Raw genomic sequence first — 20,796 nt, 5'->3', positions numbered from 1 at the left:
ATTGCCAAGTGGCGGCGTGAGCTTTTCTGTCGGGGGAATGGAATTGATTGACGGTAACGCGATCTCAAAGCAGGTGCAGGCCGACGTGGCCGCCGAAGTCGCCTCCCTCATGGGGCAACCCTGCGTCACCTTTATCCGCGTGGGCGAAGACCCGGCTTCGGTCTCCTACGTGAACAAAAAGCAGCGCATCGCCGCCGAAGTCGGCATCGAAAGCCGCCTGTGCGTGCTGCCCGAAAGCACCACCCAGGAGGAGCTTTTCCTCATCATCGACGAGTTGAACGCCGACCCCGGCGTGCACGGCATCCTCGTGCAGGCCCCCCTGCCCGCGCACATGAACGAGCGCGAAGTCTTTAACCGCGTCTCCCCGCTCAAGGACGTGGACGGCTTCAACGCCGCCAACATCGGCAAGCTCTGCCAGGAAGACCCGAGCGCCTTCGTGGCCTGTACCCCGGCGGGCATTATCGAACTGCTCAAGCGCTCCGGCGTCCAGACCAAGGGTAAAAACGTCGCCGTGGTCGGGCGCAGCCTCATCGTGGGCAAGCCCGTCTCGCTCCTGCTCATGATGAAGGCCGAGTTCGGGGACGCCACCGTCACCGTCTGCCACTCGCGCACCCAGAACCTGCCCGCTATCGTCTCGCAGGCCGACATCGTTGTCGCGGCCATCGGGCGGGCGAAGTTCATCACCGCCGACATGATCAAGGAAGGCGCGGTCGTGATCGACGTGGGTATCAACCGCGTGGAAGACGCCAGCCGCAAGAGCGGTTACCGCCTGGTGGGTGACGTGGATTTCGAAGCCGTCGCGCCCATGTGCAGCGCCATCACACCGGTCCCCGGCGGGGTCGGCCCCATGACCGTGGCCATGCTGATGAAGAACACGCTCAAGGCTTTCAAGCTGAGCCAGTCCTAGCAACCGGCCCAGATGCCCGACCCGACCCCGCCCGGATTGCCCAGAGGCTCTTCCCTGCCTCCGCTGCTGCCTCAGCCGCGGCTGGCAGGCATGGGTGTGCGGATGCTGGCCTTCCTGATGGACTTCGTGCTGGTGTTTTTCTTCACCCTGTTCCTGCTGGTAAAGGTCCTGCTGCCTCAGTACCACTACGAGGGGATGCAGGAGTTCATCGCAACTATCGACGGCTACGCCGCCTCCGTCGAGGAAGCCCAGCTCAACGGCGAGGAGCCGCCGCCCGTCCCCCAGCCCACCGCCGACAGCCCGATGGTCGCCATGCTCGCCTACGCCTGGGAAAAGGCCATGCTCATCTTCTGGATCTACTTCGGGCTGGTGGAGGCGCTGTTCAAGGGATCGACTCTGGGCAAGCGCACCTTCGGCCTGCGCACGGTCAAGGCCGAGAGCGGCCAGCCCGCGCATTTCTTCGAGTCCGTGCTGCGCGGCGCGGTCAAGACCCTCGCCCTGCTCTTCCCCATCCCGCTGCCCATGCTGTGGTGGATCAACTACTTCGTCCCCTTCTTCAACCGCCGTCGCCGGGCCGGGCACGACTTCATCTGCCGCACAGTGGTGGTCGCGGAGTAAGCCGCCAACCGCCAGCACCCCACGCACCAAGGCGAAAAAAGCCACCGCAGCCGCGGGAAGCCCCCCGGATTAACGCAAAAATGGGTTTGCGCTGACCGCCTGAACACGCTCATCATAATCGACGAACCCGAACCCACCAAGCGCTGTGAAGCCCGCTAAAATACTCGTTGTCGACGACCAGCCCATCAACATCAAGCTGCTCCAGCGCAAGCTCGAACGCGAAGGCTACGCCGTACAGACCGCCTACAACGGGCTGGAGTGCCTCGAAGCGGTCAAGACCGGTGCCCCCGACCTGATCCTGCTCGACGTCATGATGCCCGAGATGGACGGCATCGAGGCTTGCCAGCGCCTGAAGGAAAACGAGGACACCAAGGCTATTCCCATCATTTTCATCACCGCCAAGTCCTCCAAGGAGGGCAAGCTGGAAGGGCTCAGCGCCGGAGGCGTGGACTACATCACCAAGCCCATCGACCTCGACGAGACCCTCGCCCGCGTAAAGACCCAACTGCGCCTGCAGGAGATTTTCCGCGCCAACATGGACCTGCAGATGCGCCTGGCCGACTCGCGCAAGACCGCCGCCATCGGAGCCATCACCCAGGGCATCGCCCACAACCTGAACAACCTGCTCGGCGTCGTCGTCGGCTACCTCGACCTGCTCAAGAACGGCTTCGACAGCCCGGACATGGTCCAGCGCAGCGTCACCCTGATGGATCAGGCCATCAGCCGAATGGTCAACATCATCCGGCAGTTGAGCACCATCGCCACCAACGAGCGCGTCGCCCTCGTCCCGCTCAACCTCCAGGACCTGCTTGAGGCCAGCATCACGCGCTTCAAGGAGGAGTACGGGGTGGATACCGTGGTTACCATTTCCAACGACCTGCCCGAAGATTTCTGCGTGGACACCAACGCCGAGGTCATCGAGAGCATTATCGGCAAGCTGCTCATCAACGCCTGGGAGGCTTACCCGAAAAACGAGCCCAACGAAAACCGCGAAGTCTGGCTCGAAACCGAGCTGCTCGACGTCAACGACAGCCAGCGCCTGCTGATCAAGGTCAACGACGACGGCACGGGCATCCCGGCGAATATCCGCGACACGGTTTTCGAGCCCTTCATCACCAGCAAGACTTCGGTCGGGCGCGGCCTCGGGCTGACCATGGCCCGCCACGCCATCCGCAACCTGCGCGGTGACCTCGACCTGCAAGAGCGCCCGGGCGGCGGCACCTGCGCCGTGCTCAGCTACCCGATCATCCAGACGATTTCCGGCCAACTGGCCGGACAGTCCATCGGCTAACAATTTTATGGCAAAAGTGGTTTTCCTCGGTGCCGGCAGAATGGCTTCGGCCATCGTCTCCGGCCTCATCCGCAAACAGCTCTACCGGCCCGATGACATCGCCTGCACCTGCGGCGACGACGACACCGGCCCCGAACTGGCGAAAACAACCGGCATCGGCTTTTCCCGCGACCTGGCCTCCCTCCTCCCGGAGGCGGACATCATGGTCCTCGCCTGCAAGCCGCAGCAGTTCAGCGCCCTCGACGAGGGGCTGACCGCGCTCACCGGCGGCAAGCTCGTCCTTTCCATCCTCGCGGGCACCACCCTGGAGCGGCTCGGGAAGAAATTCCCGCAGGTGCGCAACCTCGTGCGCGCCATGCCCAACACCCCCGGCCAGATCGGCGCGGGCGCGACCGCTTTTGCCTCCAGCCACATCCTCTCGGACGCGGACAAGACCGCCGTGGAGGGCATCCTCGGAGCGCTCGGACTCACCGTCGCCCTGCCCGAAAGCCAGCTCGACGCCGTGACCGCGCTCAGCGGCTCCGGCCCGGCCTATGTTTTCGAGTTCACCAAGGCGATGGAGGAGGCCGGTGTCGCCCTCGGCCTGGAGCGCGCGACCGCCGCCGTGTTGGCCAAGCAGACCGTGCTCGGCTCGGCCCTGCTCATGGATGCTTCGACCGAAGACCCCGAAACCCTGCGCAAGCACGTCACCTCCCCCGGCGGCACCACCCAGGCCGCGTTGGAATCTTTTCAGGGGAACAAACTGCGCGCCATCGTGACCGAGGCCCTGACCGCGGCCAGGGACCGCTCGGTCGAACTTTCCCAGCTTTAGTTTTTCTCCAATCTATTATGAGTTCTCTCGAAAAAGGACGTATCCTCGTCACCGGCGGCGCCGGCTTCATCGGCAGCGGGCTGGTCTGGGCGCTCAACCGCCGCGGCCTCGACAACATTATCATCAGCGATTTCCTCGGCGAGGACGAGAAGTTCAAGAACCTCGTCCCCCTCCGCTACGCCGACTATGTTGAGGCCGACGACCTCATCGACGAGTTGGAGGACTTCGACGACATCCGGACGATTTTCCACCTCGGTGCCTGCTCCGCCACCACCGAGCGCGACTGCCGCTACCTCGTCCACAACAACTACGACTACACCAAGGTCATGGCCGAGTGGGCCCTCCACAACGGCTGCCGCTTCGTTTACGCCTCCAGCGCCGCCACCTACGGGGACGGGGCCGAGGGCATGGACGACAAGGATCCCGACCTCTCCCGCCTGCGCCCGCTCAACATGTACGGCTACTCCAAGCACATGTTCGACCTCTACGCGCAGCGCCACGGCTTCCTCGACCAGATCGTCGGCCTGAAGTATTTTAATGTCTTCGGCCCGAACGAAGACCACAAGGGTGACATGCGCAGCGTCGTCCACAAGGCCTACGCCCAGATCCTGGAGACCGGGCGCGTCGGCCTCTTCAAAAGCTACCACCCCGACTACGCCGACGGGGAGCAGATGCGCGACTTCCTTTACGTCAAGGACGCCGTTGAGATGACGATCCACCTGGCCGAAACGGCCAAGGCTGGCGGCCTCTACAACCTCGGCTCAGGCCAGGCCAACACCTGGAAAACCCTTGTCACGCCGATCTTTGAAGCCCTCGACCTGCCCGTGCAGATCGACTTCATCGACATGCCCGAGACCCTGCGCCCGAAGTACCAGTACTTCACGCAGGCCGACACCGCCCGGCTGCTCGACTCCGGCTATGGCGGCACGCAGTGGCCGTTGGCCGAGGCCGTCACCGACTACGTCAAAAATTACCTTTCCGGCGACAAGCGGCTCGACCCCGGCATTGCCTGAGCGCGGACAGACTTCTCCATGAGCGATCCCGCCAGCCATCAGGACCCGCAAGCGTCCGAACCGATCAACGAGGAAAAGCTGCTCACCCTGGGCAAGCTCGCCCGCGGTATCGCCCACGATCTGAAAAACCTCCTCGCCGGGGTCCAGGGCAACACCGAGCTGGCCCTGCGCGAGTTCAAGAACGAGAACCTCGCCCGCAAGGCACTGGCCAACGTCATGCTCGCCTCCCGCAGCGCCCACGAGCTGGTCGAACAGATCTCCGCCTACAGCCGCCACGACAACATCCCCCACAAGGTGCTCGACCTGCGCGAAACCATCGCCCACGTCGAACGGCTGCTGGAGGGCTTTGTCAGCCCGGCAGTCACGCTCACGGTGGAGCTGCCACCCAAGCCGGTCTGCGTCAAGGCCAACGCCAGCCAGATGCAGCAACTGGTCATGAACCTTTGCCAGAACGGCCTCCAGGCCCTCGGGGACAAGGGTGGACGGCTTTGCATCAGCCTCGGTTGCGACGCGGCCCGGCAAAAAGCCCTCCTGAAAGTCAGCGACAGTGGCCCCGGTATTTCGTCCGACATCCTGCCGCGCATTTTCGACCCCTATTTTACGACCAAGGAACTGGGCATGGGCACCGGGCTGGGCCTGGCCGTCGTCCAGAAAATCGTACAGGATTGCGGCGGCGAGATCCAGGCCACCAGCCAGCCGGACATCGAGACCACTTTCTCCATCGAGCTGCCGCGCTCGCTCGAGACACCCGTCCCCGAGGCCCCCATGCCCACTCCCGAGGATTATCCGCAGGAGAAAAAAGCCATCCTGCTGGTGGACGACGAGCCGATCATGCGCGGGCTGGGCATGGACATCCTGCACACGCTCGGCTACCGTGTCAGCGTGGCTGAAAATGGCTCCGAGGCGCTTGACATGGTGAAGCGCCACCCGGATTACTTCGACCTCGTGCTCTCGGACTCGAAGATGCCAGAAATGTCCGGTCCCGAGTTGGCGGAGCAGCTTTACGCCGTGCGACCCGGCCTGCCATTTATCCTCGTCACCGCCTTCAACGACTCCGGCACCGAGGCCCGCCTGAAGGAATTCGGCGTGACCGAAATCGTCCAAAAGCCCTTCCTGATCGAGAATCTCGCCCGCGCCCTCAGCAACGCGCTCAACCGGGTGGGCAAAGGCAGTTGACCAACCGGACAATACGTGGGGCGAGAGGTTTTTGCCCCCCAGCCCGGACGCCGACCGCTCACTTGCGGACGATGACGGGGTTCTCCGTCAGCGCATCCGACCCGTCAGGCACCCGCATGGACCGCGGCATGATCACCTCTTCAACTCGAACCCCGTAGATTGCCAATTCGTCTTCGAGCTTCAGCCGGTTTTCATCACTGATTTTTTTGCGGAAAGTCACCACCGCCGCCACCTCGTCCGCGTCCTGATCGAAAAAGTCGCCAATCGTTTCCCATCCTCGCGCCCCCGTCGCCCCGGCAGGCCGGACCAGCCACTGATCGCCCATAAATGCCGCCTCAATCTCGACGACCCTACGCGCCTGCTCATTGCCAGACATGCACGAGGCCAGCAACGCAACCCCCGACAGCATCAGGGCGAGGACGACAATCAGGCGATCTGCCAAACCAGCGGGCCGGAAGAAATTCTCCGAGGCGCAACACCGCGAGCCAGGCTGAAGGAACATTGCCATGAAAAACAAATCGTAAGAAAAAGAAATGAGCGTGAAAACTCCACGGCAGCAACCCTTTTTCCTGCGCTGGCTCCTCGTCATCGCATTGGTGGCCAGTATCTCTCTGCTTTCCGGCGGCAGCGTGCCACCCGAGATCGTCCCCGGCATTATTCAGATCGACAAGCTCGCTCACATTCTGGTCTTCGGGCTGCTCGCTACCGCGGTTTTCCGTGCGCTTCCCGACGGGATGGCTCCTCATCGAAAAATGGCTTGGGCTGTCGGCCTGACCATCGCCTTCGGTCTTTCCGATGAACTGCATCAGGGCATGAACCCCAACCGTACGATGGACGGCTGGGACTTGCTGGCCGACGCCGTCGGGGCATTCGTCGCGACTTTCGTCTACCGCTATTGGGGGCTTTACCGGCGCGTCCTCGAATGGCGACCCATTCCCCGCTCCGCGCCCGGGCCACTCACCGAGCCCCTGCGCTCTTAGCTTGCTCCGCCCGCCGCGCTTCCCATGCTCGTGACTGTATGATGGACAAGTCCGAGGCCACCCGCCGCATCCGCGAACTGCGCGACACACTCGCCCGCCACGACGAGCTCTACTACCGCCAAGGCACCCTCGAAATCGAGGATCAGGAATACGACGCGCTCAAGCGCGAACTGGCCGCGCTCGAAGCCGAGTTCCCCGAGCTGTCCACCGACACCTCCCCCACTCGCCACGTCGGTGACGACCGCACCGAGGGCTTTGCCAAGGTCAAGCACCGCGAGCGCATGATGTCGCTTGACAACACTTACAACGAGAGCGAACTACGCGAATTCGACGCACGCCTGCGGCGCATTTTCCCCGACCGCGAGCTGGGCTACGTGGTCGAGCCGAAGATCGACGGCGTGGCCGTCTGCCTGACCTATGAGCAGGGCCGCCTCGTGCGCGCCGTCACGCGCGGCAACGGCGTTGAGGGCGACGACATCACCGCCAACGTCCGCGAGGGCGTCCCCGCACTTCCCGACCGGCTCGCGGGCGATCAATGGCCCGAGATCGTCGAGATTCGCGGCGAGCTTTACATGACCCTGACCGAGTTCCAGCGCATCAACACCGAACGCGAGGAAAAGCAACTCCCCCTCTTCGCCAACCCGCGCAATCTCACCGCCGGCACGGTCAAGCAACTGGCCGGCGTCGGCGGGCGACGGCTGGAGATCGTCCTCTACGGGCTGGGCTTCTGCCAGCCGCGCCGCTTCGGCAAACAGAGCGAGTTCCACCAGGCGGTCAGGGGCTGGGGCTTGCCCACGCTGGAAAGGTACTGGACCGCCGAAGGCATTGACGAGGCTTGGGCCTGTATCGAAAAACTGGATACACTCCGGCATGAGTTCACCTACGAGACCGACGGCGCGGTCATCAAGCTCGACGACTTCGCGCTCCAGGCCGAGGCCGGAGCCACCGCCAAATCCCCCCGCTGGGCCATCGCCTACAAGTTCGCCGCCGAGCAGGCCGAAACCCTGCTGGAAAAAATCGACGTGCAAATCGGCCGCACCGGGGCCGTCACCCCGGTGGCTTACCTGAGCCCCGTCCAGCTCGCCGGAACGACCGTCTCCCGCGCCACTCTCCACAACGAGGACGAAATCGCCCGCAAGGACATCCGCCCCGGCGACACCGTCGTCGTGCAGAAGGCCGGGGAAATCATCCCGCAGGTTCTGCGTGTCGTCACCGACAAGCGCCCTGCCGACAGCCAGCCTTTCGACTTCGCCGCCTTCCTCCAGGAAAAGGGCATCGACGCCGAACGCGTACCCGGCCAGGCCTTCTGGCGGCTCAAGGGCCGGGACGACCCCGCGCTCATCCGCCGCAAGCTCAAGCACTTCGCCAGCAAGCCCTGTCTCGACATCGAAAACCTGGGCGAAGCCGTCGTTGACCAACTGGTTACGCAGGGGCTCGTCCGCGACCCCGCCGACCTCTACACCCTCACGGTCGAGGAACTGCTCCCGCTGGAGAAGTTCGCCCAAAAGTCCTCCGAAAACCTCGTCGCCGCCATCGCCGCCAGCCGCGACAAGGAAGTTTGGCGGCTCGTTCACGCCCTGGGCATCCCCAACGTCGGGGCGCAGTCGGCCAAGGACCTCGTGGCACACTTCCACGGGCTACCTGCCATCATGCGGGCCAGCGCCGAGGAGCTGGAGGAGGTGGACGGCATCGGCGGCATCGTGGCCGCGAGCATCCGCACGTTTTTCGAGGACGAGGCCCAACTCGACCTGGTCAACCGCCTCATCGCGCACGGCCTGCGCATAGAAGAGGAGCCGCCCGCCGAGGCCGGGACCGAAACACCGCTCACCGGCAAGACCGTCGTCCTCACCGGCACCCTGCCCACCCTGAGCCGCGACGAGGCCACGGCCCGGATCGAAAAAGCCGGGGGCAAAACCAGCTCCAGCGTGAGTAAAAAAACCGACTATGTGCTGGCCGGGGAATCCGCCGGCAGTAAGCTGGAAAAAGCCCGCAAGCTCGGCGTCGAGATCATCGACGAAGACGCTTTCCTCAAGTTGATTAACCCCTGACCCTCCCCACGCCGCCATGTGGTACTACGCCATCTACAACCGCCAGCACGGCCCGGTTTCGCCGTCCGAAATCGAACGCCTGATCGAGCAGGGCATCGTCACCGCCGACACCCTCGTGTGGCGGGCCGGGATGAACGAATGGCAACCCGCCTCCCGGACCCCCCTGGCCGAGAAGTTTCCCGCCGCTCAAACCCTCGGCGACCTTCCGCCCATCGTGGATACCCCGTCGGCCCGCCCCGGCTACGGCCAAGGCATCCCGCAGGACCGGGGACTGCCGCCGCCGACCAGCTTTGAGGTTCCCGCCGGGGCCAACGCCCGCGCCCTTATGTCTCTGGCCAGCGACATGATGAGTGGCCGCTGGAGCACCGGGATTGGCTTTTGCCTGATCTACGGGCTGGTTTATATCGGCATCCAGATCATTCCCTACATCGGGGGCCTGATCAACTCTGTCCTCTTCGGTGTGCTGGAGGTCGGAGCCATGCGCTTCTGGCTGACGTACACGCGCGGCGGCGAGCCCAAGACCGACCAGCTTTTTTCCGCCTTCCCCATTTTCCTGAAAACCTTTCTCACCTACCTGCTTTACAGCGCGATCCTCGTCGTCGCCATCCTGGTGGCCGCCATCCCCGGAGGCATTCTCCTCGGGATCGCCGCCGCCACGGGCACAGACTTCGATAGCCCGGATTTGTCCCCGCTGCTCATCACCGGTTTCGTTGTCATGGGCGTGGCCGTGGCGTTTGCCGGGGGCATCCTTGCCCTGATGCTCTCGCAGGTCTTCTACATCCTCGCCGACAATGCTGAGACGGGTGTCTTCGAGAGCCTCCAGCGCAGCCGCTCACTCATGGTGGGCAACAAATGGCGACTGTTCCGGCTCTGGGTGCTTTTCGGGCTGTTGAGCATCGGCTGCATCTTCACGCTGGGTATCGGCTTTATCTGGCTGGTGCCGTACAGCCGCTGCACCATGACCTGTTTTTACGAGTCACTCCTCAGTCAGGAGCGAAACAACGCCTGAGCTGCTACCATTCGGGTCGGTAGAAAAAACGTTCTCGGGATTACTCAGCCAGTGTTTTGCCCATAAAAAAAGCCCGTCCGAGAATCTCCGGACGGGCTGAAAAAATGCGCGCTTCGCTGCGACAGCCGGGGCGCTCACAGAAACACTCGTGCCCGGCAACGCGTTCTTACCCCGCACTACGGGAGTCGGCCCGAGCGCTGAAGCTCCTGCTGAAGCGCGATCTGGAACTCGGTCAAGTCGCCTTCGCTGGGACGATAATCGCCGGTGTCGCTGCGCGGGATCAGGCCGAGACGGCCGGTCTGGTCAAGTTGCCAGTCCATCGTCTTCCCGTCGCTGAAAGTCACCGAGCCGCTCAGGACCGCGCCGGGGCGCTGGATCTTGTCCAGAGTCACGCTGACCTGGCCGCCGCCGGGCATGTCGTCTTCCGCGCCGGGGAAGGGCAGCGGCTCGTCGTCGCCGGGAGCGGCGGCAGGCGCGGGGGCCGGGGCGCGGCTCAGGTCGGCATCGGGCCGGGGGCCGCTCTTGTCCTTGAGTTCCAGGTCCAGGTCGTCCACCAGAAAGCGGACTTCCATGAAGGTCATGTTGAGCCCAAACTCTTCGGCCAGGCGTTTTTGCACGTCGGACAGGCCGAGGCCTTCGCTGATCCAGGCGCTGACTTGCGCCTTTTGTTCGTTGGTCAAATCCATGATAGTAAGGGTTCTTGTGCCACGCGGGCTCACGCGCAAGCCTAATACCGATTCAAGTAGCTTTGGGGGTTATGTGAGAGGGTGTTTTTGAAAAAAACACCCTCTCGCGCTCTCCCCAAAAACTTTTGAAACGGAACTTTGTTCCTTCGAAAGAACGGGAACCTTCAAGCCCACCGGACCGGATTTTGCTCACGCGAAGTCCATCAGCAGAGCCTCGGCGGCCGACTCCGCCGTCAAGGTGAGTGTGCCCGGCGTTTCCAGACTGGCCCCATCGCCTTCGCGCAGCGTCTCGCCGTTCAGAGTGAGCGCTCCTTCGGCGATCTGCAGCCAGACCCCGCGCCCCGGAGCCAGCTCGTGCGTGGCACTCTGCCCCGGCGCGAGCCGCAGGCGGTAGATGTCCACCTCCTGATGGATCGTGGCCGAGTCTTCGCGCCCGTCGGGCGAGATGATGAGCACCTTGGGCGCGTCGGCTTGGGCAGGACTGGGCTGCCATTCGGTATAGCCGGGGGTCAGGCCGTGCTCACGCGGATGTATCCAGATTTGCAGCAGGCGGGCGGATTCCTCCGCGCTCGGGTTGAACTCGCTGTGCTGCACGCCGCGCCCCGCGCTCATGAGCTGCACCTGCCCGCGCCCGAGTACCCGGCCATTGCCCATGCTGTCCTCGTGCTGGAGGTGCCCGTCGAGCACGTAGCTGAAGATCTCCATGTCCCGGTGCGGATGCATCCCAAAGCCCCGGCCCGGCGCGATCCGGTCGTCGTTGATGACACGCAGTGCCCGATAACCCATGTGCGCCGGGTCGTGATAGTTGGCAAAGGAAAAGCTGTGCCACGTGTCCAGCCAACCGTGGTCGGCATGGCCGCGGTCAGCGGCCCGGCGAATGCGCAGGGAGGAAGCAGTCGTACTCATCCGCTACCTTAGCACAACTCCCCCGGCCTGTCCACCGGCGTGTTTTCGGGCTACGCCAAGTGCGTGACCGCACTGGACACATACGCGTTGCCCCCTACCCGTCCAGAAAGGCCGCTGCCCACTGCGCCTTCTCCTTCCGGGAGAGTGCCAGCGTGGATGAGCTGGCACTCGTTCCCCGCCGGGGCGATCAGTACGCTTACGGGGCAGGAGCCTTTCTGGCTCCGATGGGGCGAGCCCCATGATTGTCCCGTGCGGTCACGCACTTGTCCCGTGGGCACGCACCCGAGGGTGCAGCGCATGCCCTGCTAGAAGCGGTGGGCGGCGAGCTGCTTTTGCAGGTAATCAACGGCTCGCGAGACGGAATCGTCCTGCTCCATGATGTTCTCGACCGTCTTGCAGGCGTGGATGACCGTGCCGTGGTCGCGTCCGCCGAAGGCGTCACCAATCTCCTGCAGGGAGTGGCTGGTGAGCATGCGGCTGAGGTACATGGCGATCTGGCGCGGGAAGGCGATATTGGCCGGGCGGCGCTTACTGACCATGTCGGTCAGGCGCAGCTTGTAGTAGTCAGCCACCTTCTGCTGGATTTTTTCAATCGTCACCTTGTTCTGGGCCTCCTCCTGCAGGATGTCGTGGAGCAGGCGCTCAACCGTCGGGATGTCGATCGAGCTTTTCATGAGGGCGGCGAAACCGGCCACGCGGGTGAGGGCCCCTTCCATCCGGCGGACGTTGCGCGAGACGCGCTCGGCCAGGAACTGGAGGATGGGCTCGGGCAGTTCCAGGTTCATGGACTTGGCCTTTTTCCCAAGGATGGCGACGCGGGTCTCGAAGTCCGGCGGCTGGATGTCGGCCACCAGACCCCACTGGAAGCGGGAGACAAGGCGGCTTTCGAGCTTGGCGATCTCGCTGGCGGGGCGGTCGCTGGAGAGGAAAATCTGTTTCTGGCGCTCGAAGAGCTCGTTGAAGGTGTGGAAAAATTCTTCCTGGATGCGCTCCTTGCCGGAGAGGAAGTGGATGTCGTCGATCAGGAGCATGTCCACCTGGCGGTAGCGCTGGCGGAACTTGGTCACGGTGTTGGTCTGGATCGCCTCGATGAACTCGTTGGTAAAGCTCTCGGTGGAAATATAGGCGATCTCGGCGTCTGGGTTGGTCCGCAGGGCGTGCTGGGCCACCGAGTGCATGAGGTGCGTCTTGCCCAGGCCGGTGTCTCCGTAGAGGAAAAGCGGGTTGTAGGCGCGGGCGGGGGCGTTGGCCACGGCCATGCAGGCGGCGTGGGCAAGCTGGTTGCCGGCACCGACGACGAAGTTCTCGAAGGTATTGCGCGGGTTCAGGATGATGCGCGAGGAGAAGCCGCCCTTTCTGGCGGTACGCTCACGCGGCTCATTCACCCGCGGGGTGCGCGGTTGGGCGACGGGGCCGACGGCGCGCCCCGGCAGCGAGCCATCGTCCTTCGAGGTATCAGCCTCGGCCTCGCCCTCGGACACCCGATAGCGGATGCCCATGGCATGCCCGGTGTTTTCACACAGGCGCTTGGTGATAATATCCTGATAGTTGTCCTGGATCCAAAACGCCGAAAAGTCGTTCGGCACTTCCAAGGTTACAAAATCATCGCTTTCATCGACACACTGGACCGGCTCGAACCAGGTGCGGTAGACATCATGGGGAAAAAGGCTCTGTAAGTCGCCCTTGATCGTGTCCCATAAAGTCGTTTGATGGCTCTGTTGACTCATGTATTGTTACAGCGTTTTAGAGGATTTATTCACAAACTGTTCCTAAACAATTATAGACAATCACGGCTCACCGGATTGTGTTAATCGGAATAGGCCTTCAGCAGAAGGCGTGCGCGGACAGGGGTCAGTTATCCAGGCGGGGCAGCAGTGAGAGTAAATCCATAAGTAGTTTAAAATTAATTAGTTAGTAGCAACTTTCCGCATTAAACCTGAGAAGCGGGAGGGAAACCAGTAAGTCGTGGCGGCTCCTCCCGAAACTGCCCAGTAGCGTTGTATGGAGGGAGTAAATTTTGCCCCGCCCCTGTTGGCAAGTTCTAGTTTTCCACAAGTTACTAACACCGCCCACAACCCCGATTTTGTCACCTTTTAGTTGCACAAACGACATGATTTTTGGAGTTCCCGCAAATGGTCCTGATTGAACAAGTTAGCGGGTATCGTGCCGACATTTTGCTGCCCGGCAAACCGGAACAGGAATGTAACAAACGTCCCGAGGGTGAGGAAAAATAATTTTCTCAGCCCGCAAAGATTGCCTCTCCGGGAATAAAAACCGGCTCACGAACCGGAGGTCATCGCGGCGATGAGACGCTCATTGAACTCGTTGGCCGAGTCATGTCCCATCAGACGGAGGGCCTGCACGAGAGCGCCCACCTCGACCAGACGGGCCATATCCCGCCCAGGCCGCACGGGAATCATGATGTGGGGCACCTTCATCCCGAGAATCTCATAATAAGCGAGCTCCAGGCCGGTTCGCTCCTCGTCGATGCCCGGCTGCCACTCGGTAAAGGTGATCACGAGGTCGATCCGCTTCTCCAACCGCACGCAGCGGATGCCGAAAAGATCGCTCACGCTGATGATACCAATGCCCCGGCACTCCATATAGCCGCGGTTGAGTTCGGCGCTGGTGCCGACGATCTCGCGGTCACCGACCTTCTTGATATAAGTCACGTCGTCGGCCACGAGGCTGTGCCCGCGCTCGATCAGGGCGAGAGCGCATTCGCTTTTGCCTACGCCGCTTTTGCCCCGGATGAGGGTGCCGATGCCCTTGATGTCGAGCAAGGTCCCGTAAATGCTGGTGCGGGGGGCGAACTTGTCCTCCAGCAGGATGGTGGTTTCGGCGATGAAGTCCTTCGATTTCATCGGGGTGCGGAACATCGGGGTGCGCGACTCCTCGGCGGCGGTGTACATGGCCTTGATCGGCACGAGGTTGCGCGAGACGATAATGCAGGGGATATGCCGGGCGATGATTTCGCGCACGATGCGCAACTGCTGTTCCTCGTTGAGATCGCGCAGGTAGGCCATCTCCCCGGCCCCGAAGAGCTGGAGCCGCCGGTTGGCAAAGTGCTTGAAATAGCCGGTCAGCGCGAGGGCGGGCCGGTTGATGCTCTTTTCGCGGATGAAGCGCTTCATCCCCTCCTCCCCGGTGACCAGTTCCAGCTCGAGCTTTTCCGCGAACGAGTCGAAAAAGTCGCGGACAGAAATGCTTTCGATGATCTTGGCGTTGGGTTGAGGGGGCATGACGATCAGAGGTTGAAGTTCGCGCCGAGGTAGAACTCCCGGCTTTTGGGGTCGTTGACAAGAAAGTCGCTGCTGCCCTCGCAGAGCACCTCACCCTGGTGGATGAGATAGGCACGGTCCACGATGCTGAGGGTTTCGCGCACATTGTGGTCGGTGATGAGGACGCCGATGTTCTTGCTCTTGAGGCCGCGGATAATGTCCTGCACCTCGGCCACGCTGATCGGGTCCACCCCGCTGAAGGGCTCGTCCAACAGCATGAAACGCGGACGGGCGACCAGCGCCCGGGTAATTTCCAGGCGGCGGCGCTCCCCACCGGAAAGCGTGTAGGCTTTCTGCTTTTCCAGCTTGTCCAGGCCAAGCTCTTCCAGGTGAGCCATGACGAAGTCGCGCCGCTCCCGGCGGGGAACGGGCAGCGTCTCCACCACGGCGAGGATATTCTGGTAAACGCTCAGCTTACGAAAAACCGACGGCTCCTGCGGCAGGTAGCCGATGCCCATGCGGGCGCGGCGGTACATGGGCTTGGCGGTGATGTCGTGCTGGTCCAGAAAGACCTGTCCGCCGGTGGCCTCAACCAGCCCCACCACCATGTAAAAGGTAGTGGTCTTGCCCGCGCCGTTAGGGCCGAGCAGGCCGACGATCTCGCCCGCATCCACGCGAACGTCCACGCCCTTGACCACGGTGCGCTTGCCGTAGGTCTTGACCAAGCCCTTGGTATGGATGGAGCCGTGGGCCGACTCCCCCTCCAGGGCGGGCATGACGACGGTCTCGTTCTCGGCGGACATTACTTGGAACCCTCCTGGTAGCCCATGTCCCCGATGTTCGGGAGGATGACAGTGGGCCGTTTGCCGGGTTCGCCACTCTCGGAGCCGAAGACGCGCGCCTTTTTCTCGTTCTTGTAAAGCTCGATGCGCTCACCCTTGACGGTGCCCTCGGAGTCGTAAACGACCGGGTTCTCGGTCAGCACAACCTTGCCCTCGCGCGGGTAGAGCTCGGCCCGGCCGGACTCGGCGCGGCGGCCGCTCTGCTCGATGACGACGTTACCGACAAGCGTAATGTGGGTGATGGTCCCCAACTCGCCCACCGCGCCGGTACTGTCGGTCAGGCGGTTGGCAATGACGGTCATCTCGTCGCAGGTGGCCTTGAGGTTGGTGCCGGTCACGACGACATCCTCATAAAAGTGGAAGACGTTCTGGTCGTCCTCGCCGACCATTTCGAGGCGGACGCTGGTGACGACGGTATCCTGGGCTTCCGTGTTCTGGGCAGACAATGGCGCGGAGAGCACCAGCGAGGCTCCCAGCACGAAAAGGCAGTGGCGGATAAAGCGGTGTGTCATGGATGAAAAAAGTCAGTCGATGATGGAGCCGAGCGACTCGCGGAAGGTCACGCGGGCATCCTGATTGATGGTGATTTTGTGCTCCTTGTTGTGCCAAGCCCAGTTCTCCCCGACGATGGAGTAGGCGTCGTGGCGGTCGTGGATCGTGATCAGGCCCGTCCCCCAGGCGATCCCCTCCTTGGGGTAGATGATGGCCAGCGGGCTCTGGATGGTCGTCTGTGCGGTGACCGGATCGTCTGCACCGTAGGTTTTCAGGACCATGGCGGTGACTTCGATCTCCTCGGGATTTTTCACGATAGCCTCGTCACCGGAGAGCAGCCAGGTGCGATTACCGGTGGCATCGTCGAAGCCCGGCAAGCGAAATTTGTTAATCGGGGCGTCCGGCCTCATCGCGTCATCCCGCGCCCAGGCGGTGACGGCGACAGCCGCCCACAAGCCGACACCGGCAAGAAGGAGCGAAAACAGACGGGAACTCATGGTTGATAAATAAGCAGGTTGCTAAAAAAGCGCCCCCAAAGCAACCGCGAAGGCGAGCCTTTATTAGGCAACGGCTTCCATGACAGGCGCGGCACAAGGCAAGTTCCCTTCCACACTCCCGGACGGCTTTATCAATTTAACCACAAAGGCACTGAGGCACCGTAGGGGGGTACCGGCAAACCCAGAAAGGCCATAAAGAAATAGCCAGAGCGCCAAATTCGCCCGCTTACCCACCGGAAGCCGCCTAGAGCATTTCGCTTTAGTCCGCGCTGGCGCTGGCCACCTCAAGCGAACCAACGTTGAGGGCGCGCTCTTCGTCGCCGCGCAGGCTGATCGCCTCCAGCGTGTAGGTCTGGCGCAGCGGCAGGCCCGGCTCGCGCGGCTCAAGCTGCCAGAGTGCGTCGTAGCGAACCTCCTCCTGCGCGGACGCTTCGTCCGTGGGCAGGGCGCGGGCAAAGAAATCGGCGTCGCTCATCTTAATGCCCGCCGGAGGCAGGATCGTCTTGAGCAGGATAGCGGCCTGGCGGGCACGGAAGCCGCTGGCATCCCCGAGGTAGCGGATACCGAACTGGTAAGTCGCGTTGCTGGCATCCACCCGTGCCACAAAATCGGCCTCGTCGTTGATGACAACCGCGACCGGCTCCTGCGGGCGAGTCGTGACAGCATCCGCCTTTTCGTCGGGGCTCAAGCCGAGCATCTCGTCCAGCGCGGCGTCGTTTTTGCACAGCAGCAGGCGGCTGTCGATCAACTCCATGCTGTTGGCGTCCACCGCGCGCAACGAGATCCAGGTCTCCTTGCGGTCGGGCGAGGGCACCAACTCGGCGTAAACGAGCGCGGTGCGCTGGGCATTGGCGGTATCGAACTTGTTCGGGTAATTGACGGTCGGCACCCCGTCGATGACGAGGTACAGGTAATCCGAGGCATCGGTGGGGACGATGGAATAGCGGTTGCCGTCCTTGCGGCGCATTTCTTCGGCCAACTTGGTGCGCAGTTGCGGCAGCGGGGTGGTGGCATCGGTAGTACTGGCCCAGGCCCCGATCAGCAGGATACGCTTGTAGCCCATGCCCCAGAGGGTAAAGAGCTGCTTCTCGATCACGGGGACAAGCACGTCATCGCCAAAGGTCTGCGGCGCGAGGTCCAGCTTGTGCGTGGCGGCGGCAGCGTTCGCCGGTGTCTGTGAGGGCGAAGCCTCCTCGGCCTTCAGGCGCAGGGCGTTGAGCTCAGCCTCGGCCTCGGCGACCTTGGCTTGGCCTTCGGCGGCCATGCGCTTGCCGTCCTCCTTGTCACGGGCAACGGAGGCCGCATCGCGGAAGGCGCCGACTTCGCGCTCTTGCAGGCGCTTCCCCGAGTCGATCAGGGAAAGTCCCTGCTTCTTGAGATCCATAGCGCGTTCCCAGGCGAGAATATCCGTCGTGGCGAGGCGTTGGACAACCTCCTCGTCACTCAGGGTCGTCACGGGCTCGGCCGGAGCGTTCTTTTTCGCCGCCTGTAAAGCAACAGGCAGCAGGGCTAAAATTACAATGAGGGCAAAACGGGGCAATTGCATACGTCAGAGGATTTGGCGTTACAAAACCTATCTGCATAGGAGAAATTCATGCAGTCAGCAAGGGAGAACTCCTGCCGGTCTTGTGATTATTCGGGCTGTAGTATCACTTGCCGGGTATCATTTCAAACAAAGGGGGCCGGCGGTTGACTTTTCGCATTCCATTAACAAAAACATAAGCATGCTTGATGAGACCATTTACCTGGAACGGGATTGCCCCGCGACCCTCATTCCCGCCGGTGACGTGATCACGCTGGCCAAAGAAAGCCCCGTCTCGGTCAATCAGGCGCTGGGAGGAAGCGTCACAGTAACGACCCCGCAGGGAATGTTCCGCATTGAGCGCCAGCACTGGAGTGCCCTCGGGCAGGAAGCCGCCGACGCGCTCGAAGCCGAGTTCCAGGCGCAGGAAAGCGCCAAACCGAACCTGGACGGCCCCTTCAGCGAAGACCAGGTCTGGTACGTGCTCAAGTCCTGCTACGACCCGGAAATCCCCGTCAACATCGTCGATCTGGGCCTGATCTACAGCCTGGAGACCCGCCCCGCCGAGGGCGGCAAGCACGAAGTCGATGTCCGCATGACGCTGACCGCGCAGGGCTGCGGTATGGGCCCGACCATCGCCGCCGACGCCAAGGAGCGCATCGAGGCGCTGCCGGGGGTGGACTTCGCCAACGTCCAGATCGTCTGGGACCCGCCGTGGAACCCGCGCATGATCTCGGACGAGGGCAAAAAGAAGCTCGGCCTGGTTTGAGCCAGCCGCCCGCGCCATGAAAAAGCCGGTCTACCCGCTCATCGCCGCGCTGATTCCGGCCCTGGCGATTCTGGCTGGTGGCATCACCTTCTCCACCGCCCAGTTGAAGGACTTCGTCGATAAACTCTCGGACATGGGGAATGTTTCCGAGTTTCCCGGGGAGTTTACCTTCCACTGCGCAACGGCGGAGCCTCAGGTCGTCTGGCTTTACCAAAGCGTTTTATATCAGGGACGCCAATACACGACTGACAGGCTTCCCGAGGGAATCACCCTGCACATCGAGTCCCTTGACGGCGGGGAAGCCGTCGAAATCCGCAATCCGGGCGGCAGCACGACCAAGCACAACGGCAACATGGCCGCTGTTGTCGTCGCCAAGTTCACCCCACCCCACCCCGGCGACTACGTACTGCGCGTCAACGGTGACTCGAAAAAGTTTATCCTGGCCGTCGGGCCGGACGATTTCGCGGAAACCTTTATGAAAATCGCCACCGGCCTCTTTGGCCTCTTCGGAGGAATCGCCGGAGCCGTTATCGCCTTTGTGGCGGTCTTTTTCCCCTTGCGGGCACGCAACCGAAAACAGGCCGGGCCACCGCCCATCCCCGAAGCCTAGCTTCGCGTCGCGTCACCCAGGTTTTCGCCATAAGCGATGGGAAGTGCAACCCCGTTTGGATGCTCCTCTGGGCTTGGGGGCGCAGAGCCCCCAACTCGTAAACCTAGAGCGAGCAGCCTTGTTCGGGTTCACAGGGGTCGCCCTCGTGGTTGGGGCGGGCGATGACGCCTGAGTAGGGTTCTTCGGCGTAGGCGCGTTCCGCCGCGCCGTCGGCCAGCAGGTGCTCGTCGCAGATGGCGAACAGCTCGTCGGGTGTCTGCGCCCGGCGCATGGCCTTGAGAAAGCTGCTCTCGGGGTCCACGCTCTGCCCGACGAAATTGAGAAACTTCTTTAAATACGCGATATGCCGCTTGGGCGGGCTGCCGGGGCGCAGGGTGGCCTGCCAAAGCCGGTCAATGTAGTCGCGCACATCGGCCAGCGTGGGCCGGAAGTACTTCTCCCCGGCGGCGGCTTCGCGCAGTTGGCGGAAAATCCACGGGTTGCGAATGGCGGAGCGGCCCACCATCACCCCGGCGGCACCCGTCACTGCGAGCACGGCCCGGGCTTTTGGGACGGAGGTGATGTTGCCGTTGGCCAGGACGGGACAGCGCACCGTCTGCACCGCCTGCCGGATAAAGTCGTAGTGAACACCCCCGCGGTACATTTCCTTGACCGTGCGCCCGTGCACGCTGAGCAGGTCGATCCCGTGCTTGTTGACCAGGCCCAGAAGAGTCTCGTAGTGCTCGGTCGAGTCGAAGCCGATCCGCATTTTCACCGTGAAACGCCCCGGACAAGCCTCGCGCAACGTACCCAAGACGCGGTTCACGTGCTCGGGGTCGCGCAGAAGCCCGCCGCCTACGTTCTTCTTGTAAACCTTGGGCGCGGGGCAGCCGAGGTTGAGGTCCACCCCGGCGACAGCGTAAGCCTGGAGTTCGCGCGCGGTCCGGGCCAGCGCCTCCAGATCCTCACCGATCAATTGCGCGAAAACCGGGCGCCCAGACGGGTTTTCGGTGATCGAGGAGAGAATATACGGGATGAGCCGCGAATGCGCGTACACGCGGAAGTACTCCGTAAAAAAGTAATCCGGCGGCCCGAGTTCCGTCACCACCCGCATGAACGGCAGGGTCGTCACATCCTGCATCGGGGCCAACGCTGAAGGCGGCTGGCCGGGGATCATGGTTTCGGGAAGCGGTTGCACGGGCGATTCTTGGGTTAAAAGCGCAGACAGAACCCCAAGAAGCGCCCGCCTGCAACGCCTAATACCGTTTCTTAACGGATATGAGGCCTCCCCCAACTACCTTGATTCAAGCAGGGCATTCAACTGGAATATCTGGAAGAAGGCTAAGCCGTGGGCGAAAGCCCTTCATCCCATAGCCATAATCCACTAAATACAAGAGCCTTACACGCAAACAGGACAAC

Annotated in this window: 21 protein-coding genes; 11 read left to right on the top strand and 10 right to left on the bottom strand. The window is 62.6% G+C overall.

Features of this window, described 5'->3' with window-relative positions; genetic code table 11:
- The first annotated feature begins 37 nt into the window (after window positions 1–37).
- The 6 genes from H5P28_RS18995 to H5P28_RS18970 all read left to right on the top strand — a co-directional run bounded on the left by H5P28_RS18995 (window position 38) and on the right by H5P28_RS18970 (window position 5,816).
- Window positions 38–907: a bifunctional 5,10-methylenetetrahydrofolate dehydrogenase/5,10-methenyltetrahydrofolate cyclohydrolase gene (locus H5P28_RS18995; protein WP_185677269.1), complete on the top strand. Its 870-nt coding sequence runs from the start codon at window positions 38–40 to the stop codon at window positions 905–907.
- Window positions 908–919: 12 nt separating this feature from the next.
- Window positions 920–1,525, top strand: a complete 606-nt coding sequence (locus H5P28_RS18990; protein WP_185677268.1) for an RDD family protein — start codon at window positions 920–922, stop codon at window positions 1,523–1,525.
- Between the two features lie 145 nt (window positions 1,526–1,670).
- Complete coding sequence (locus tag H5P28_RS20065; RefSeq protein ID WP_185677267.1) at window positions 1,671–2,816, top strand: response regulator; 1,146 nt, start codon at window positions 1,671–1,673, stop codon at window positions 2,814–2,816.
- A 7-nt stretch (window positions 2,817–2,823) separates the two neighbouring features.
- The gene (proC, locus tag H5P28_RS18980) at window positions 2,824–3,627 is read left to right on the top strand and encodes a pyrroline-5-carboxylate reductase (RefSeq protein WP_185677266.1); all 804 of its coding nucleotides are present in this window, start codon (window positions 2,824–2,826) and stop codon (window positions 3,625–3,627) included.
- A gap of 17 nt (window positions 3,628–3,644) precedes the next feature.
- Entirely contained in the window at window positions 3,645–4,640 is a 996-nt protein-coding gene (rfaD, locus tag H5P28_RS18975) for an ADP-glyceromanno-heptose 6-epimerase (RefSeq protein WP_185677265.1), read from the top strand.
- 18 nt (window positions 4,641–4,658) lie between these two features.
- Window positions 4,659–5,816 carry a hybrid sensor histidine kinase/response regulator gene (locus tag H5P28_RS18970; protein ID WP_185677264.1) on the top strand — a complete coding sequence of 386 codons (1,158 nt, stop codon included), beginning with the start codon at window positions 4,659–4,661 and terminating at the stop codon, window positions 5,814–5,816.
- A 58-nt stretch (window positions 5,817–5,874) separates the two neighbouring features.
- On the opposite strand, the gene H5P28_RS18965 is transcribed toward H5P28_RS18970, so the two are convergent.
- Complete coding sequence (locus H5P28_RS18965; RefSeq protein ID WP_185677263.1) at window positions 5,875–6,324, bottom strand: hypothetical protein; 450 nt, start codon at window positions 6,322–6,324, stop codon at window positions 5,875–5,877.
- 25 nt (window positions 6,325–6,349) lie between these two features.
- On the opposite strand from H5P28_RS18965, the gene H5P28_RS18960 reads away from it, so the two are divergent.
- Genes H5P28_RS18960 through H5P28_RS18950 form a run of 3 tightly spaced genes read left to right on the top strand, consistent with a single transcriptional unit; the run spans window position 6,350 to window position 9,853 of the window.
- Window positions 6,350–6,796: a VanZ family protein gene (locus H5P28_RS18960; RefSeq protein WP_185677262.1), complete on the top strand. Its 447-nt coding sequence runs from the start codon at window positions 6,350–6,352 to the stop codon at window positions 6,794–6,796.
- 38 nt (window positions 6,797–6,834) lie between these two features.
- Complete coding sequence (gene ligA, locus H5P28_RS18955) at window positions 6,835–8,844, top strand: NAD-dependent DNA ligase LigA (protein ID WP_246456606.1); 2,010 nt, start codon at window positions 6,835–6,837, stop codon at window positions 8,842–8,844.
- Between the two features lie 16 nt (window positions 8,845–8,860).
- Window positions 8,861–9,853: a DUF975 family protein gene (locus H5P28_RS18950; RefSeq protein WP_185677261.1), complete on the top strand. Its 993-nt coding sequence runs from the start codon at window positions 8,861–8,863 to the stop codon at window positions 9,851–9,853.
- A 176-nt stretch (window positions 9,854–10,029) separates the two neighbouring features.
- On the opposite strand, the gene H5P28_RS18945 is transcribed toward H5P28_RS18950, so the two are convergent.
- The 8 genes from H5P28_RS18945 to H5P28_RS18910 all read right to left on the bottom strand — a co-directional run bounded on the left by H5P28_RS18945 (window position 10,030) and on the right by H5P28_RS18910 (window position 18,043).
- Entirely contained in the window at window positions 10,030–10,539 is a 510-nt protein-coding gene (locus H5P28_RS18945) for a hypothetical protein (protein WP_185677260.1), read from the bottom strand.
- A 189-nt stretch (window positions 10,540–10,728) separates the two neighbouring features.
- The gene (locus tag H5P28_RS18940; protein WP_185677259.1) at window positions 10,729–11,445 is read right to left on the bottom strand and encodes a pirin family protein; all 717 of its coding nucleotides are present in this window, start codon (window positions 11,443–11,445) and stop codon (window positions 10,729–10,731) included.
- 305 nt (window positions 11,446–11,750) lie between these two features.
- On the bottom strand, window positions 11,751–13,172 hold the full coding sequence (gene dnaA / locus H5P28_RS18935) for a chromosomal replication initiator protein DnaA (RefSeq protein ID WP_185677258.1): 1,422 nt from the start codon (window positions 13,170–13,172) through the stop codon (window positions 11,751–11,753).
- Between the two features lie 552 nt (window positions 13,173–13,724).
- Window positions 13,725–14,687 (bottom strand): HPr(Ser) kinase/phosphatase, encoded by a 963-nt coding sequence (gene hprK, locus H5P28_RS18930; RefSeq protein WP_185677257.1) that lies wholly within the window; start codon window positions 14,685–14,687, stop codon window positions 13,725–13,727.
- 5 nt (window positions 14,688–14,692) lie between these two features.
- On the bottom strand, window positions 14,693–15,469 hold the full coding sequence (gene lptB, locus H5P28_RS18925; RefSeq protein WP_246456605.1) for an LPS export ABC transporter ATP-binding protein: 777 nt from the start codon (window positions 15,467–15,469) through the stop codon (window positions 14,693–14,695).
- Entirely contained in the window at window positions 15,469–16,020 is a 552-nt protein-coding gene (locus H5P28_RS18920) for an LptA/OstA family protein (protein ID WP_185677256.1), read from the bottom strand. Before H5P28_RS18920 ends, lptB begins: the two co-directional genes overlap by 1 nt.
- 12 nt (window positions 16,021–16,032) lie before the next feature.
- Complete coding sequence (locus tag H5P28_RS18915) at window positions 16,033–16,497, bottom strand: hypothetical protein (RefSeq protein WP_185677255.1); 465 nt, start codon at window positions 16,495–16,497, stop codon at window positions 16,033–16,035.
- Window positions 16,498–16,756: 259 nt separating this feature from the next.
- A complete protein-coding gene (locus H5P28_RS18910; protein ID WP_185677254.1) occupies window positions 16,757–18,043 on the bottom strand; it encodes a hypothetical protein in 1,287 nt (428 codons plus the stop codon).
- Between the two features lie 178 nt (window positions 18,044–18,221).
- Here H5P28_RS18910 and H5P28_RS18905 point away from each other — a divergent pair, with 178 nt between their 5' ends.
- Entirely contained in the window at window positions 18,222–18,788 is a 567-nt protein-coding gene (locus H5P28_RS18905) for an iron-sulfur cluster assembly protein (protein ID WP_185677253.1), read from the top strand.
- A gap of 16 nt (window positions 18,789–18,804) precedes the next feature.
- The gene (locus H5P28_RS18900; protein ID WP_185677252.1) at window positions 18,805–19,398 is read left to right on the top strand and encodes a hypothetical protein; all 594 of its coding nucleotides are present in this window, start codon (window positions 18,805–18,807) and stop codon (window positions 19,396–19,398) included.
- 103 nt (window positions 19,399–19,501) lie between these two features.
- On the opposite strand, the gene H5P28_RS18895 is transcribed toward H5P28_RS18900, so the two are convergent.
- The gene (locus H5P28_RS18895) at window positions 19,502–20,554 is read right to left on the bottom strand and encodes a tRNA dihydrouridine synthase (protein ID WP_221773492.1); all 1,053 of its coding nucleotides are present in this window, start codon (window positions 20,552–20,554) and stop codon (window positions 19,502–19,504) included.
- Window positions 20,555–20,796 lie beyond the last annotated feature (242 nt).

The organism is Ruficoccus amylovorans (genome assembly GCF_014230085.1).
In the GTDB taxonomy this organism is placed as follows: domain Bacteria; phylum Verrucomicrobiota; class Verrucomicrobiia; order Opitutales; family Cerasicoccaceae; genus Ruficoccus; species Ruficoccus amylovorans.
This window is presented reverse-complemented; position numbering and strand designations above follow the sequence as displayed.